Source organism: Catenulispora subtropica (assembly GCF_039531675.1).
Taxonomy (GTDB): domain Bacteria; phylum Actinomycetota; class Actinomycetes; order Streptomycetales; family Catenulisporaceae; genus Catenulispora; species Catenulispora subtropica.
In genome coordinates, this window is sequence record NZ_BAAAQM010000012.1 from 79271 (window position 1) to 93706 (window position 14436).

The window sequence follows — 14436 nt, forward strand, 5'->3', positions numbered from 1 at the left end:
GGGTGCGTCCCGGTGGACGCGCAGCTCAGAACGGCCGTTCGTCCACCGGGATGCTCACCGTGATCGTCGCCCGCTTGTCCGCCGCGGTGGCACCCGTGCGCTGAGCCCACGGCTCGGCCGAGCGCATCCACGCCGGGCAGCCGGCCGGCAGGTCCGCGCTCGGGATCTCGGCCAGGTCCGCGGGTGCCAGCGCGGTGCCGTAGTGGACGAGCGGCACCGGGTCGTCAGGGTGCGTGATCGCCGGATGCAGGACATCCAGGCCCGCGTTCCAGTCCGCCAGCATCTTCTCCATCAGCTGCGCGGCCGGCTGCCCCGTCGAGGAGGCGGCGCTGTCCGGGTAGGTGGGATGCAGGATGTGGCGATACGCGCCGGTGTACTGCTTGCCGGTCGGGGTCGCGTGCCAGATCTGGTACGCGGTGTCCGCGAGGCTGCCGAGCGCGATCACGGCCTCGATCGCGTTGTCGGCGACCAGCGCGTCCAGCCACTGGTTCCGGTACGCGGCGATCGCCGGGTCGTGCGCGTGTTTGTCGCCGCCACCCTGCCCGTACACCGAGTAAAGGTACGTGTTGATCATGACGTAGCCGGACGTGATGCCGAGCTTGGCCAGGAAGCCCTGGAACCGGTGCCCCGCGGTGCCGATCAGGATCCGCCGGGCGATGGTCTCGTGCTGCGCCGGATCCTGACCGATCACCAGGACCTTCGCGGTCCCGTCGAGCCGGCCGCGGTGGAAGATCGGACCCCACTCGACGCGGAAGTCCGCGGCCGGGAACACGTCGGCGCCCGGGTAGGACGCGACCAGCGCGGCGTACGGGCCGGGATATCCGGGATCGAAGTCCTGCGTCACGGGAACACTCCTGATGGTTTTCACCGATACTGTCCGAAATGATCCTTTTCCATCAGGGACCCGCCTAGCAAGGAGTACGACGCCATGCGAGCGACCGCGACCCCGCCGAGCCCGACCAGCCCGACCAGCCCCCGGTTCGCCCTCCGCGGGCGCGTCGTGACGATGGACGCGGCGCGGACCGTGCTGGACGACGGCGTGGTCTACGTGGAGAACGGTCTGATCACCGCCGTGCAGCCGGCCGCCGACCCGCCGCCGGCTTCCTGCCGGGACCTCAAGCCCGTGGACACCGGCGCCACGCTGTTCCCCGGCCTCATCGAGCTGCACAACCACCTGCCGTACAACGTCCTGCCGCTGTGGCAGGTCCCGAAGAAGTACGGCAACCGCGCGCAGTGGGGCGGGGCGTCGAACCCCGCCTATCACCAGCTGGTCACCGGGCCGATGACGGTCCTGGGGCAGAGCGCCGAGCTGATGCCCGCGGTGGTCCGCTACGTGGAGGCCAAGGCCCTGATCAACGGCACCACCACCAGCCAGGGCATCGCGCTGTTCAGCGACGCCGGCGCGCGCCGTCTCTACCGCGGCGTGGTCCGCACGGTCGAGGCCACCGACGACCCGGCGCTGCCGGAGGCGGCGTCCCGGATCGCCGACGTGGAGGCCGCCGACGCGCAGCGTTTCCTGGCCCGGCTGAACCAGGGCAAGCGGCTGCTGCTGCACCTCGCGGAGGGCGTGGACGCCGCCGCGCGCGAGCACTTCCTGGCGCTGGAGTACGCACCTGGGAAGTGGGCCATCAACGAGAACCTGGTCGGCATCCACTGCACCGCGCTGCACGCCGAGGATTTCACCCGGATGGCGGACAACGGCGCCGCCATGGTCTGGTCACCCCTGTCGAACCTCCTGCTCTACGGCGCCACGGCCGACATCGCGGCGGCGAAGAAGGCGGGCCTGACCATCGGCCTCGGCTCGGACTGGTCGGTCTCGGGCAGCAAGGGCCTGCTCGGCGAGCTGAAGGCCGCGCGTCTGGCCAGCGCGGCCGCCGGCGGCGTCTTCAGCGACGCCGACCTGGTCGCGATGGCGACGTGCGACGGGGCGAGGATCCTGCGCTGGGACCACGCCCTGGGCACCCTCGCCGCCGGGTTCAAGGCCGACCTCACCGCCGTGACCGGCACCGCGGGCGACCCGTACGCGACGCTGATCGACGCGACGGACCAGGACGTCGCCGTGGTCGTGATCGACGGCTCGCCCCGCTACGGCAGGACGCCTCTGATGAAGGCCCTGCGACCGTCCGCCGGGGCCGCCTTGGAGACCGGCGTCCCCGGCATCCCGCCGACCCACGCGGTGGACCTCGAGCGCGACGATCCGGACCCGGCCGTCGGCAACCTCGCGCTCGCCGACGCCACGGCGCTGGTCGCCAAGGCCCTGGCGACGCTCGCGGAGCGGCCCGAGGCCTTGATGACCGCGATGGCGCCGCTGCTCCCGGCCGTCGCCGCCGCGCGCCGGGACAACGGCGACGGCCCGGCCTGGCGGCTGGCGCTGGACGAGATCCAGCCGACCGGCGAGGAGCTGCGGCCGCGGCTGCCGCTGTTCGAGCGGGCGCCCAAGGCGGTGCGCGACGCGGCCGGCCCCCATGCGCACGCGCCGGGGCCGGTGCCGCTGCCGGTCCCGGAGCCCGTGAAGCTGAGCGGGCCGCCGATCCCCAAGCTCGCGGCGACCGTCACGCAGGGCCTGACCCCCGTCACCCTCGACGCCCTCACCGCCAGCGAGAACGCCGCGTTCCTCACGGAGCTGAAGACCGAGATGAACCTGCCGACGGACTATGGGAGTCAGCTTTCGGATTTGCTGGACTGACGCGTCCCGGCCTCACGGCAGCGTGATCTGATACACCCCCAGTCCGTAGGTGCCGGCCGTCAGCACCAGGCTCGCGCCCGAGACCGCGGTCTGCAGGTCGGCGACCGACACCAGCGGCAGGCCGCTGCCGACCGGGGTCCAGGTGGTGCCGCCGTCGGAGGAGCTGAAGACGCCGACGTCGGTGCCGACGTACCAGCGCGCGTGGTCGCGCGGGTCCAGGGCGATGGCGTTGACCGGGGCGTCCGGGAGGTCGCCCGAGACGTTCTGCCAGGTGGCGCCGCCGTTCGTGGTCTTCATGACGTGGGCAGCGCTGTCGCCGGTGCGGTAGCCGGACAACGTGACGTAGGCGGTGTCGGCGTCGGTCGGGTCGACGGCGATGCGGGTGATCCAGCGGGTGGGCAGACCGGCCGTGATCTCGGTCCAGGTGCCGCCGGTGTCGCGCGTGATCCAGGCGCGGCCGTCGTCGGTGCCGGCGTAGATCACGCGGCCGTCGGTCTTGGCGACGGCGATCGCGCTGATGGTCCCGTAGACGCCGCTGGTGCCGCCGTCGCCGTAGGACAGGTCGGGGCTGATCGAGGTGAAGGACTGGGCGCTGTTGGTGGACCGGTTGAGCTGGCTCCCGCCGTAGTAGACGGTCGAGGGCGTCGTGGGGTCCAGGGCGAGCGGGGTCAGCCACGCGCGGCGCGCCGAGGTGGTGGAGCCGAAGTTGCGCACGGTGCTGCCGCCGTTGGTGGAGCGGCCGCAGGATCCGTACTGCGAGCAGGCGTAGACCTTGCTCTGGTTGCTGGGGTCGATGAGGTTCTGCAGGCCGTCGCCGCCGTAGTAGCTGCCCCAGCTGCTCCAGGAGCGGACCGAGCCGTTGTCCTGCAGGCCGCCGTTGATGCGCGTGGGGTCCTGCTGGGAGACTCCGACCGTGTAGAACTGCATGTTCGCCAGGCCGGTGGCGTGCGACCAGCTGCCGGTGACCGAGCCGTTCGCGGTCGAGCGGTACACGCCGCCGTCGTTGCCGATGAGGACGTGCCCCGCGGCGGTCGGGTCGAAGGCCAGAGCGTGCTGGTCGGCGTGGAAGGAGCTGCCGCTGCTCCAGCTGGAGCCGCCGTTGGCGGACTCGAGCATGCTCACGCCCGCGACCCAGATGTGCTGCGCGGAGGCGGGGTCGACCCAGATGCGGCCGAACCACCAGCCGTAGGTGGACTGGGACCCGGACAGCGTCGAGGACGTCGACGGCTGGGTCCACGTCGCGCCGCCGTCGGCCGAGGTCCAGAAGCCGAGGAAGTCGCCGGTCGTGTCGGAGGCGATGGCGTACACACGGCTGGCGTCGTTCGGCGCGTAGGCGATACCCATCCGGCCGAGGTTGCTGCTGCTGGCGGGCAGCCCTCCGCCGACGCGGGACCAGGTGGCGCCACCGTCGGTGGACTTGAAGACCCCTGATCCGGTGCCGCCGTAGGTGCGGCCGGACGGGGTGCGGTAGGCGTCCCACATCGCGGCGACGACCGTGTTCGAAGAGCCGGGGCTGATGGCGACGTCGACCGCGCCGGTGGTGGCGTCGCCCCCCGCCAGGACGAGCTGCCAGGTCGCCCCGCCGTCGGTGGTCTCGTACAGGCCGCGCGGTCCGCCGGGGGTGAACAGGGATCCGGTCGCGGCGACGAAGATCCGGTCGGCGTCGGCCGGGTCCACGGCGATGCGCCCGATCCGGTCGGTCCCGGCCAGGCCGATGTTCTGCCAGGTGGCGCCGCCGTCGGTGGACTTGTAGACGCCGTTGCCCGGGAAAGAGCTGCTGCCGCCCCCGGGGTTGGCCTCGCCGGTGCCGGCGTACAGAACGCCGGTGCCGGTGACGGCCAGGGCGCCGATCGCCTGGACCTGGCCGGTGTCCCAGCTGTAGTGGAAGCTGGAGCCGCCGTCGGTGCTCTTCCACACGCCGCCGGACGCCGCGGCGGCATAGAAGACGCCGCTGTGCGCCGGGTCGGCGACGATGTCGGTGATGCGGCCGCCGTTGGCCGGGCCCAGCGACTGCCAGGCCGGGACGGCGAGCGCGGCGGCGTTTCCGGCGGCGCCGGCGCGCAGGGCGGCGGCTTCACCCCGGGCCGCCCCGAGCGCGGCCCCGAGATCGAGGTGGGCGTTGGGGAACACCCGCTGCTGGACGAACCAGTCGTCGCCGTCGGCGGGACCTTCGTCGCCCTCCTCCTCGCCGCCGGCGCTCTGGCCGCCGTCCCGGTCGCGATCGTGGTCGCCGAAGGCGGCCACACCGTGGGCGTCGGGATCCGGGGCCTGCCGAAGTCCGGTGTATCCGCCGGCGAAGGTGGCCGCGACCAGCGCGGCCATGGCGAGGAGGAGCGTGGACCTGTCTCTGATCTGGGACATCGCATAGTCCGTTTCAGGAGGCCTGCTGGGAGTCCTGGACATCGTAGGGCTCTGCGATAGGTGGGGAAAGCGGCGCTGAGCGGCGCGAACGCCGCCGGGGCCCGCTACTGGTCCAGCGGCGGCCCGACCACGAACGACACCGTCTCCGACAGCCCGCCCAGCGTGGCGCGCACGTGGTACCGGCCGTTCGGCAGCACGACGGCGCCGGCGCCCTGGTCGAGCGCGACGCTGAAGACGCCACTGCCGTCGACCACCGTGGTGGTCGGGGGGACGGCGGCGTCGGTGAAGGTGATGGCGACGGTCTGGCCGCGCGGCCAGCCGTAGCCGTTGAGGATGTACGTGGTCTGGGGGTCGCCGAACGGCGGGCGGATGCCGAGGCGGACGCCGTTGCTCTCGGTGACCGCCCCGGGGGGCGGGCCCTGGGGCGGCCCCTGGCCCTGCGGCGGTCCCTGCCCTTCGGGCGGGGCTTGGCCCTGGGGCGGGGCCAGGGGCGGCCCGGGTGCGAGCGAGCCCCTGGTCGGCGGCGGGCTCCCGGGCGGCTGGGCCGCGGTGGGCGGCGGGCTGCCCGGCCGGGTCATCGTCTGCAGGACCGTGGGCGCCGAGTCGGCCGGCGCGGTGTTCGCCTGTCGTGTCCGGTCCCCGCCGTCCCGCAGCGCGCCGGCCAGGAGCAGGGCGCCGAACGTGGCGCCGCCGAGGGCGAGGGTGACGGCGCCGGCGAACACGGACACTTCCAGCGCCCGGCGCCGTCCCGACCGCGCCCGGCCGCGGCTGCCGCCTCGAGGACGCCGCCGGCCGGCCAGTGCCCGGGCCGGGAGCAGCGACGGATGGCGGGGCCGGGGGTCGTCCTCGTCGAAGCCGTCGTCCTCGAAGCCGTCGGCGAGGTCTCCGGAGGCGTCGTCCGCGAGATCGTCGCCGCCGGCCCCGGCCCTCGCTGCGGCGTGCCGCTCCTTCACCACGACCGTGCCTGCATCCGACAAGTCCGACAACGACGGCCGCGAACGAGTCAGCTCCATCTGCCCGCGACGGTACTCCTCGATGTGGCCGAGCACGGACTCCGGCAGCGGCGGCTCGGCGAGGGCCGTCGCCAGGTGCGGCGACAGCATCGCTATCAGCTCCGCGGGCGTCGGGCGGTCGTCCGGTTCCACCGCCAGACAGGCGATCAGCAGGTCGTGCAGCTCTCCGGGCACCGGGGCCAGGTCCGGCAGCTCCCGCATCACCTCCAGGATCGCCCCCACCGCCTTCGCCTCCCGATACGGGGCGGTGCCGGTGGCGGCGTGGTACAGCGTGGCGCCGAGGGCGAACACGTCGGCGGCCGGGCCGGTGGCCGGGTTCCCCGCGGCCTGCTCCGGCGCCATGTACATCGGCGTCCCGAGGACCATCCCGGCGACGGTGCCCTGGGGCAGCCCGTCGGTGCGGGCCAGCCCGAAGTCGATGACCCGCGGGCCGTCGGCCGTGACGAGCACGTTGGCCGGCTTGAAGTCCCGGTGCACCAGCCCGGCGCGGTGCACGCACTCCAGCGCCTCGGCGCAGCCGGCGGCCAGCCACCGCACCGCCGACACCGCCAGCGGACCGCAGGCCGCCACCAGCTCCTCCAGCGACGGCGCGGGCACGTAGACGGTGGCCAGCCACGGCAGGTCCGCGTGCGGGTCGGCGCCGACCACCGCGGCGGTGAAGGCCCCGCTGACCCGGCGCGCCGCGTCCACCTCGTGCGCGAACCGGCGCCGGTAGCCGGGGTGCTCGGCCAGCCCGGCGCGGATGGTCTTGACCGCCACCAGCCGCGACGACGGCGAGCGCGCGAGGAAGACCTCGCCCATGGCCCCCGCGCCGAGCCGGCGCAGCACCTCGTAGGGTCCGATCCGATCCGGATGGAACGCCTGCGGCGGGTGCGCCGATCGGGTCTGCATCGAGATCCGTCCTCCGCAAGGGGCAGTGGCACCGGAGCCAGGATGAGTCCTGAGAATCCCTGGACTCAGAGTCCTTAGTAATCTAGCCCCTGCGGAAGTCGATGCGAGCTCTGTGGCCAAGATGGAATACAGGCGGGCCCGCTTCCCGCGGACCCGCCGGCATCCGTCCTGGGAGGTGCTCGATCACGCGGTCCCAGCAGCGCCGGACCCCCTCCCACACCGAGGTACGGTCCGGCTGCGCCACCAACAGTTCCCTGACACAGCCGGCGAAGCGAGGAATCCGACCGAATCCGCCCGCCCCCGCGACCGTGGCAGCGGTTCACGCTCGTGCAGCAGAATGCACCCATGGGCGAGAGCTATGACCGGCTGGCCGCGATGATCGTCAAGGCCCGGGAGGCCAGGGGCTGGACGCAGTCCGACCTCGCCGGCCTGGCCTACGTGACCGACACGGTCATAGCGAAGGTGGAGGCCGGCAGGCCGCCCAACATGGTGGCGCTGCGGGCCGTCGAGCAGGCGCTCGGGTGGCTGCCGGGCATGTTCGACCTGGTGCTGGGGCCGGAGGCGGAGGATCTCGCCGAGGCCGCTTTCGCCGGCGGGGCCGACGAGGATGAGGACGACGACTCCGGGCAGCTGCGCGAGCTCACCGCCGACGCCACCATCGACTGGGCGTGACGCCGTCGCCGGCTTCGTCGGCGCCGCTTGCTACGGTCGGACCAGGTGATCGGGCGGCGAGACGGTGCGGACGCTGAAGACGGCGAAGGCGGAGGAGGCGGCCGGTGGGCGAGGCCCACGAGCGCGGCGAGCGGGCTGAGCGGATCGAGAAGATCGAGCGGGTCGAGCTGGTCGAGCTGGAGTGCACGGTCGACCGGCTGATCACGGTACGGCCGGACGGCTACACCGTCGCGCGCGTCACCGAGGCCGAGACCGCGACCGCGACCGCGGTGGCAGGTGGCGAGCTGATCGCCGCCGGGCGGGCCCTGGCAGGGGTCCAGCCCGGCGAGACGGTGCGCCTGCGGGGCGAGTGGGTCTCCCACGCCAAGTACGGCACCCGGTTCGCCGTCGACTCCTGTGAGCCCGCGGCGCCCTCCAGCGTCCGGGCCATCCGGCTGTACCTGGCCTCCGGGATCGTGCGCGGGATCGGGCCGAAGCTGGCGGCGGCGATCGTGGAGGCGTTCGGGGCGCAGACCCTGGCCGTCATCGACGAGACCCCCGAGCGGCTGCTGGAGGTGAACCTGATCGGCCCCGGCCGCAAGGACCTGATCGTCGACTCGTGGATCGCGCACAAGCAGGTGCGGGAGCTGATGGTGCTGCTCCAGGGCTACGGCATCGGGCCGGGCTTCGCGGTGAAGATCTACGGCGAGTTCGGGGACTCCTCGGCGCAGATCGTCGCCGAGGACCCGTACCGGCTCGTCGAGGCGGTGCGCGGCATCGGGTTCACCACCGCGGACAAGATCGCCCTGGCCTCCGGCATCCCGGAGGACTCCCCGGTCCGGGCCCGCGCGGCGGTGCTGGACCGGCTCGACGCCGCGGCGGCCGTCTCCGGCCACTGCTTCCTGCCCTACGCCTCGCTGCTGGCCGCCGCCGTCGCGCTGCTGGGACAGGACCAGCTGCTGGTCCGGCAGGCCGTCGACGCGCTCGCCGAACAGCGCCGGATCGTCATCGACACGGGCGTCGGCGCCGGGAAGGCCGTCTACGAGCGGCGGATGTGGGACCGGGAGCGGCGGGTGGCGGACGGACTGGCCGGCCTGGCGGAGACGAAGTCCGACATGCCGCGGGCCGTGCTCAAGCGGCTGGACGCGCTGGAAGCCGGTCCGCACGACCTGCACCCGCAGCAGCTGGACGCCGTCCGCATGGCGCTGACCAGCACCGTGTCCGTCCTCACCGGAGGCCCCGGCTGCGGCAAGTCACGGACCGTGGACACCATCGCCGCGCTGGTCCGCGCGGGCGGCGGCAAGGTGACGCTGGCCGCGCCGACCGGCAAGGCGGCCAAGCGCCTGGCGCAGCTCACCGGGCATCCGGCGATGACCGTGCACCGCCTGGTCGCCGACAAGAAGGACGGCCTCGACGCCGGCGCCCTGTTCGACGACGACCCGCTGTACGCGGACCTGATCGTCGTGGACGAGGCGTCGATGCTGGACGTGTCCCTGGCGGCGAAACTCGCCGCCGGCCTGGTGCCGGGCTGCCACCTGCTGCTGGTCGGCGACGAGGACCAGCTGCCCTCGATCGGCGCCGGCCGGGTGCTGGCCGACCTGCTGCGCGTGCCGGGCATCCCGCACACCCGCCTGACCCACGTCTTCCGGCAGGCCGCGGGCAGCTCCATCACCACCAACGCGCACCTGATCCGCCAGGGCCTGCCACCGGTGCTGCACGCCGCCCCCGGGTTCTGGTTCGAGGACTGCGACGACCCGGCGGCCGTCGCCGACCGCGTGGTGGAGATCGCCACCGACCGGATCCCGGCCAAGCACGGCGTCGACCACAGCCAGGTCCAGGTCCTGTGCCCGTCGCGCAAGGGCCACACCGGCACGATCGAGATCGGCCGCCGCATCCAGGAGCGGCTGAACCCGGCGGTCGAGGGGCGTCCGGAGCACTGGTCCGGCGCCGCGGTGTTCCGCGTCGGCGACGCCGTGACCCAGATCCGCAACGACTACCTCAAGGGGCGCGCCGGGGTCTTCAACGGCACGACCGGCACCGTCACCGCGATCAACCCCGAGGACCGGACGCTCACCGTGCTCACCGAGGACGACGAGAGCGTCGCCTACGACTTCGACGAGCTGGAGGACCTGCTGCACGCCTACGCGATCAGCGTGCACCGGTCGCAGGGCAGCGAGTACCCGTTCGTCGTCGCGCCGATCACCACCGAGTCCGGCGGCCTGCTGCTGCGCCGGGCGCTGCTGTACACGCTGGTCACCCGGGCCAGGACGTCGGTGATCCTGGTCGGGCAGCGCAAGGCGCTGCGGCTGGCGGTGGAGGTCGCCGGGCAGCCCCGCAACACGGGGCTGGCACAGCGGCTCGTCAGGGCGCTGGCCGGCCCGGACGCACGGGCCGCCGAGTCCGAGACATTGATCTGAGATCAGCCGGCGACCAGCGCGGCGTACTCACGCTCCATGGCCTTGAAGGCGCCATCCCGCCAGGCGTCGGCGATCAGCGCCGACGCCGGGTCGGGGAAGATCTCGTCCTCGCCGCGTTCCAGGCCGTCCAGGACGGCGGCCGCCACGGCGCCCGGGGAGGCCTTCGGGACGTCGAAGGCCGCGGTCATGTCGGTGTCGACGACGCCGATGATCGCCGCGTGCACCCGCACCCCGCGCCCCGCCAGATGGGCGCGCAGGCCCTGGGTCAGCGAGAACGCGGCGGCCTTGGACACCGAGTAGCCCGGCAGCAGAGGCATGTTGGCCCACGACGACGTCGACAGCATCGTGACGACGGCGCCGCGGGACGCGATCAGAGCGGGGAGCATCGCCTGAGTGACGCCGAACGTGCCGAAGACGTTCACGGCGAAGTGCCGCTCCAGCATCGCGCCGTCGCTCAGGTCGTCGCCGAGCAGCGCCAGCCCCGCGTTGTTGACGAGCAGGTCCAGCGACTCCACCGCCTCGGCGGCGGCCCGGATCTGACCGGGGTCGGTGACGTCCAGCGGCAGCGGGACCACCCGCTCGTCGGCGTGCTCCAGCGGCCGGCGGGTGCCCGCGTAGACGCGGGCGGCGCCACGCGCCAGCAGCTCCCGCACGACCGCCTCGCCGATGCCCCGGTTCGCCCCGGTCACCAGCACCGCCTTGCCAGACACCGTCGACATGGGGCACAGAGTACCGACCGGCTTCGAACGTGTCGTCCCTTAGGGGTCCGCGGCCGGCCGGAGGCGGTTTATATCAGGACTCGTTGACACTCGCCCGATCCGTTCCTACGATCCGGGCTACCGATCCGCATGCCACCACCCCCTCGCCACATGGAGATCCCATGCTCAAGCGAACAGCGGCGGTGCTCGCCGCCGCGGCCGTCGTCGTCACGGCCGCGCTCAGCGCCTCAGCCTCCGCCTCCGCGGTCCCCGCCGGGTCCGCGACGGCACCCAGGCTGGCCGCGGCCAGCCTGGCCAGCACCATCGCGCTCGACGACTGCTCCGCCTCGCTCGTCCGGTATCCGTCCTCGCAGAGCACGGACCGGGCGCTGATGCTGACCGCCGGGCACTGCTTCGAGGGCGGCATGCCCTCGGCGGGGCAGGTGCTGCAGAACGTCGCAAGCAGCCGGTCCGGCACGCTGCTCGACTCCTCCGGGTCCTCGCTCGGCACGGTGCGCGCCGACAAGCTGCTGTACGCGACGATGACGAACACCGACATCGCCATCTACGAACTCACCGACACCTACGCCTCGATCACCAGCAAGTACGGTGCCGGCGCCATGACCATCTCGGCGAGCCACCCCGCCACCACCGAGGCCATCTCGATCCCGTCCGGGTACTGGAAGCGGATATGGGCCTGCAACCTGAACGGGTTCGCGGGCACGGTGCGCGAGGACCAGTGGACGTGGCACGACTCGCTGCGCTACGACATGAACGGCGGCTGCGAGGTCATCGGCGGCAGCTCCGGCTCACCGGTCGTGGACACGGCCACCAACGCGGTGATCGGCGTCAACAACACGATCAACGAGAGCGGCCAGATGTGCACGCTCGACAACCCGTGCGAGGTGAACGCGGACGGGACTACCACCGCGACCAAGGGCCAGGGCTACGGCCAGGAGCTGTACTGGGTCACGACCTGCCTCACCTCGGCGAACGTCATCGACCTGACGATCTCCGGCTGCCTGCTGCCCGGCGCGACGCACACCGGCAACACGGTCACCGTGGACAACCCCGGCAGCCAGACGGTCGCGCAGGGCGGCACCGTGAGCCTGCAGATCACGGGGCACGACTCGGACAGCGGCCAGACGCTGACGTACAGCGCCACCGGGTTGCCCGCCGGCCTGTCGATCAGCGGCTCCGGGCTGATCTCCGGCACCGCCACGACCGCGGGGTCAAGCACCGTGACGGTGACGGCCCACGACGGCACCAACGCCTCGGGCAGCACCTCGTTCCCGTTCACCGTGACGTCCACCGGCGGCGGCGGTGTGGTCGACGGCGGGTTCGAGAGCGGGAGCCTGACCGGGTGGACGTCGGCCGGGAGCACCAGCGTCACCACCGGCGGCCCGCACTCCGGGACGGACGCTGCGCTCGTCGGTGCGACCAGCCCGACCAACACCTCGTCGATCAGCCAGACCTTCACCGCGCCGACCGGGTCGACCACGCTGGCGTTCTGGTACGACGTGACCTGCCCGGACACCGTGACCTACGACTGGGCGACGGCCACGCTGAAGGACGACACCGCGGGGACGACGTCCACCGTGCTGGCGAAGACCTGCACCAACGGCGCCGGGTGGAAGCAGGTCAGCACGGCCGTCACGGCCGGGCACTCGTACACGCTGACGCTGGTCAACCGGGACGACGACTACGCGGGGGACGCCACGTACACGAAGTACGACGACGTGACCGTCTCCTGATGCGCTGACGATGCGCTGACGTCAGGCCGGAGGTCCGATCTCCAGGCGCGGGTACTCCTGCGAGGAGCCCAGCGCGGGTCCGGGCCTCCGGCTGACGGTCTTCTCGAGCTGGGCGGCCAGGCGGGTCAGGGTCGTCGAGGCCAGATAGGCCTCGGCGCCGGCGTCGATCATGCGCTGCACCGGGCCGCGGTAGTCCACACCGAGCTCCGGGTCCTCGAACTCGGCGACGATGACGCGGGCGGCGGGGAAGCGGGCGCGCAGGCTGTCGAGAAGCTGGAGGCTGATCGGCGGGACCAGGAGGACCTCCGCCGTGTCCGGCGCGACGTCCAGGTCCAGGACGATGTAGTCGGAGCCGAGTTCGCCGGAAAGCCGGCCGCGAACGGTCTCCGAGAGCTTCATGGCGGTGACGACGACGGTGACGTCGGGCCGGGCGGTCCGGTCGCGGGCCTGCTCATCCGGTGCCGTTCGCCCCGCGTGCTTCCCCTGCCCCGGGAAGATCGTGCCCTCCAGCGGGCCGGACCCGGCCGCCCCCGTGATCGTGGCGATCGGCTCCCCGTCGCGAAGGACCGTCAGGGCCTCCCCCGGCGCCAGTGCCGTCAGCAGTGCCACCAGTTCGTCCGGCAGATGCGCGGCGTCGACGCGGCGCGCAGCCGATGCGGCTGCTCTGTCTTTCACGGCACACCTACACAAGGCCTAATCGAGAGATCACATCAAGTATCATCGCAGGTACCAATTCCGACCAGAGGTCGGCTGACCGGGACGACAGCCTGGACTCAGCCCCCTGACAGGCGGAGCACGGCCATCGGGAAGGCGCACGGGGTGAGCGACGAGGAATACCGCGTCGACGACCTCGCACGCCTGTCCGGGATGACGGTCCGCAACATCCGCGAGCACCAGTCCCGGGGACTGCTGCCGGCCCCGACGGTCCGCGGCCGCGTCGGCTATTACGGCCCGGAGCACCTGGCCCGCCTGGAGCAGATCAAACGCCTGCAGGCCGACGGCTTCACCCTGGAGTCGATCCGCCGCATGCTCGGCGGCGGCGCCGAGTTCACCTCCTTCGCCGCGGCCGTCCACCAGGCCTTCGACGACGGCGAGCGCCGCGTGGTCCGCCTGGAGGACATCCACACCCTGTTCCCGGGCCTGGACGAGGACACCGAGGACGGCGCCGCCGTCCTGGAAGCGGCCGTCGACCTCGGTCTCCTGCGCCCCCTCGGCAACGGCCGCTACGAGGAACGCTCCCCCCGCCTCACCCGCATCGGCGCCGAACTGATGGCCCTGGGCATCCCCCCGGCCAGCGCCCTGAAAGCGGCCTCCGAAGCCCGCACCCACGTCCAAGCCGTGGCCCGCGCCTTCGTCCAGCTCTACATGGACCAGATCTGGGCCCCCTTCGAAGCCGCCGGCTACCCCGCCGACGCCTGGCCGGACATCCTCAGCGGCCTGGACCGTCTCCGCCCCCTGGCCCTCGACTCGGTCCTGGCGCTGATGCGCATGGCCCTGGACGAGGCGGCGACGACGCTGATCGAGGAGCGGGCGGGGCTGCGGTAGCAGGACCGGCCACGGTCGTGGCTCGACATGCCGGCGCGGGTGACCTGACGCCGCATCCGGCGCCGCCCGTGATGAGGCCGCGGCACGCTCGGCTGCATACTGTGTTCTGCAAGAACGTTCTGCAAGAGCGTCAACCGGGACCGGTCGAGCGGAGGAACGCCATGAGCAGCTGGGCCCTGCCGCAGCGCACCGACCAGGAGAGCCGCTACAGCCGGCTCCGCCACGCCGCGGACCTCAACGCCGTGGCGCGCTGGTACATGGACCGCGACGCCGCCGCGATCGAGGCCGGGCTGATGCCGGAGTCGTGGCGGATGACCCCCGAGCAGGCGTGGGAGTACGCGGAGATGTACTGGCGGGAGCGGGTCGAGCAGGACGCCTCAGGCGACGTCACAGCCCAGCCGTGACCGGGCGCCCGGCGAG

At 72.8% G+C, this 14436-nt stretch carries 11 protein-coding genes; 6 read left to right on the plus strand and 5 right to left on the minus strand.

What is annotated here, in order from left to right; translation table 11 throughout:
* Positions 1–25: 25 nt before the first annotated feature.
* Positions 26–844: a uracil-DNA glycosylase family protein gene (locus tag ABD466_RS12940; protein ID WP_344657241.1), complete on the minus strand. Its 819-nt coding sequence runs from the start codon at positions 842–844 to the stop codon at positions 26–28.
* An 84-nt stretch (positions 845–928) separates the two neighbouring features.
* On the opposite strand from ABD466_RS12940, the gene ABD466_RS12945 reads away from it, so the two are divergent.
* Positions 929–2686: an amidohydrolase family protein gene (locus ABD466_RS12945; protein ID WP_344657242.1), complete on the plus strand. Its 1758-nt coding sequence runs from the start codon at positions 929–931 to the stop codon at positions 2684–2686.
* A gap of 12 nt (positions 2687–2698) precedes the next feature.
* Here ABD466_RS12945 and ABD466_RS12950 read toward each other — a convergent pair whose 3' ends face one another.
* Together ABD466_RS12950 and ABD466_RS12955 are read right to left on the minus strand one after the other, a co-directional pair.
* Positions 2699–5047, minus strand: coding sequence for a WD40/YVTN/BNR-like repeat-containing protein (locus tag ABD466_RS12950; RefSeq protein ID WP_344657243.1), 2349 nt, complete (start codon positions 5045–5047; stop codon positions 2699–2701).
* Positions 5048–5151: 104 nt separating this feature from the next.
* Positions 5152–6951 (minus strand): serine/threonine-protein kinase, encoded by a 1800-nt coding sequence (locus ABD466_RS12955; protein WP_344657244.1) that lies wholly within the window; start codon positions 6949–6951, stop codon positions 5152–5154.
* Between the two features lie 345 nt (positions 6952–7296).
* Here ABD466_RS12955 and ABD466_RS12960 point away from each other — a divergent pair, with 345 nt between their 5' ends.
* Entirely contained in the window at positions 7297–7623 is a 327-nt protein-coding gene (locus tag ABD466_RS12960; protein ID WP_344657245.1) for a helix-turn-helix domain-containing protein, read from the plus strand.
* 104 nt (positions 7624–7727) lie between these two features.
* Positions 7728–10019, plus strand: a complete 2292-nt coding sequence (recD2, locus tag ABD466_RS12965; RefSeq protein WP_344657246.1) for an SF1B family DNA helicase RecD2 — start codon at positions 7728–7730, stop codon at positions 10017–10019.
* 2 nt (positions 10020–10021) lie between these two features.
* Here recD2 and ABD466_RS12970 read toward each other — a convergent pair whose 3' ends face one another.
* On the minus strand, positions 10022–10738 hold the full coding sequence (locus ABD466_RS12970) for an SDR family NAD(P)-dependent oxidoreductase (protein ID WP_344657247.1): 717 nt from the start codon (positions 10736–10738) through the stop codon (positions 10022–10024).
* 161 nt (positions 10739–10899) lie between these two features.
* Here ABD466_RS12970 and ABD466_RS12975 point away from each other — a divergent pair, with 161 nt between their 5' ends.
* A complete protein-coding gene (locus tag ABD466_RS12975; RefSeq protein ID WP_344657248.1) occupies positions 10900–12471 on the plus strand; it encodes a putative Ig domain-containing protein in 1572 nt (523 codons plus the stop codon).
* Positions 12472–12492: 21 nt separating this feature from the next.
* On the opposite strand, the gene ABD466_RS12980 is transcribed toward ABD466_RS12975, so the two are convergent.
* Positions 12493–13146, minus strand: a complete 654-nt coding sequence (locus ABD466_RS12980) for a hypothetical protein (RefSeq protein WP_344657249.1) — start codon at positions 13144–13146, stop codon at positions 12493–12495.
* Between the two features lie 144 nt (positions 13147–13290).
* On the opposite strand from ABD466_RS12980, the gene ABD466_RS12985 reads away from it, so the two are divergent.
* Together ABD466_RS12985 and ABD466_RS12990 are read left to right on the plus strand one after the other, a co-directional pair.
* Positions 13291–14016, plus strand: a complete 726-nt coding sequence (locus ABD466_RS12985) for a MerR family transcriptional regulator (protein ID WP_344657250.1) — start codon at positions 13291–13293, stop codon at positions 14014–14016.
* A 161-nt stretch (positions 14017–14177) separates the two neighbouring features.
* A complete protein-coding gene (locus ABD466_RS12990) occupies positions 14178–14420 on the plus strand; it encodes a hypothetical protein (RefSeq protein ID WP_344657251.1) in 243 nt (80 codons plus the stop codon).
* Positions 14421–14436 lie beyond the last annotated feature (16 nt).

Excerpts from the sequence above, each read along its gene's own strand:
- ABD466_RS12950 (WP_344657243.1), bottom strand. The coding sequence starts at position 5,047 with ATGTCCCAGATCAGAGACAGGTCCACGCTCCTCCTCGCCATGGCCGCG.
- ABD466_RS12990 (WP_344657251.1), top strand. The coding sequence starts at position 14,178 with ATGAGCAGCTGGGCCCTGCCGCAGCGCACCGACCAGGAGAGCCGCTAC.
- ABD466_RS12945 (WP_344657242.1), top strand. The coding sequence starts at position 929 with ATGCGAGCGACCGCGACCCCGCCGAGCCCGACCAGCCCGACCAGCCCC.
- ABD466_RS12975 (WP_344657248.1), top strand. The coding sequence starts at position 10,900 with ATGCTCAAGCGAACAGCGGCGGTGCTCGCCGCCGCGGCCGTCGTCGTC.
- ABD466_RS12960 (WP_344657245.1), top strand. The coding sequence starts at position 7,297 with ATGGGCGAGAGCTATGACCGGCTGGCCGCGATGATCGTCAAGGCCCGG.
- ABD466_RS12970 (WP_344657247.1), bottom strand. The coding sequence starts at position 10,738 with ATGTCGACGGTGTCTGGCAAGGCGGTGCTGGTGACCGGGGCGAACCGG.
- ABD466_RS12955 (WP_344657244.1), bottom strand. The coding sequence starts at position 6,951 with ATGCAGACCCGATCGGCGCACCCGCCGCAGGCGTTCCATCCGGATCGG.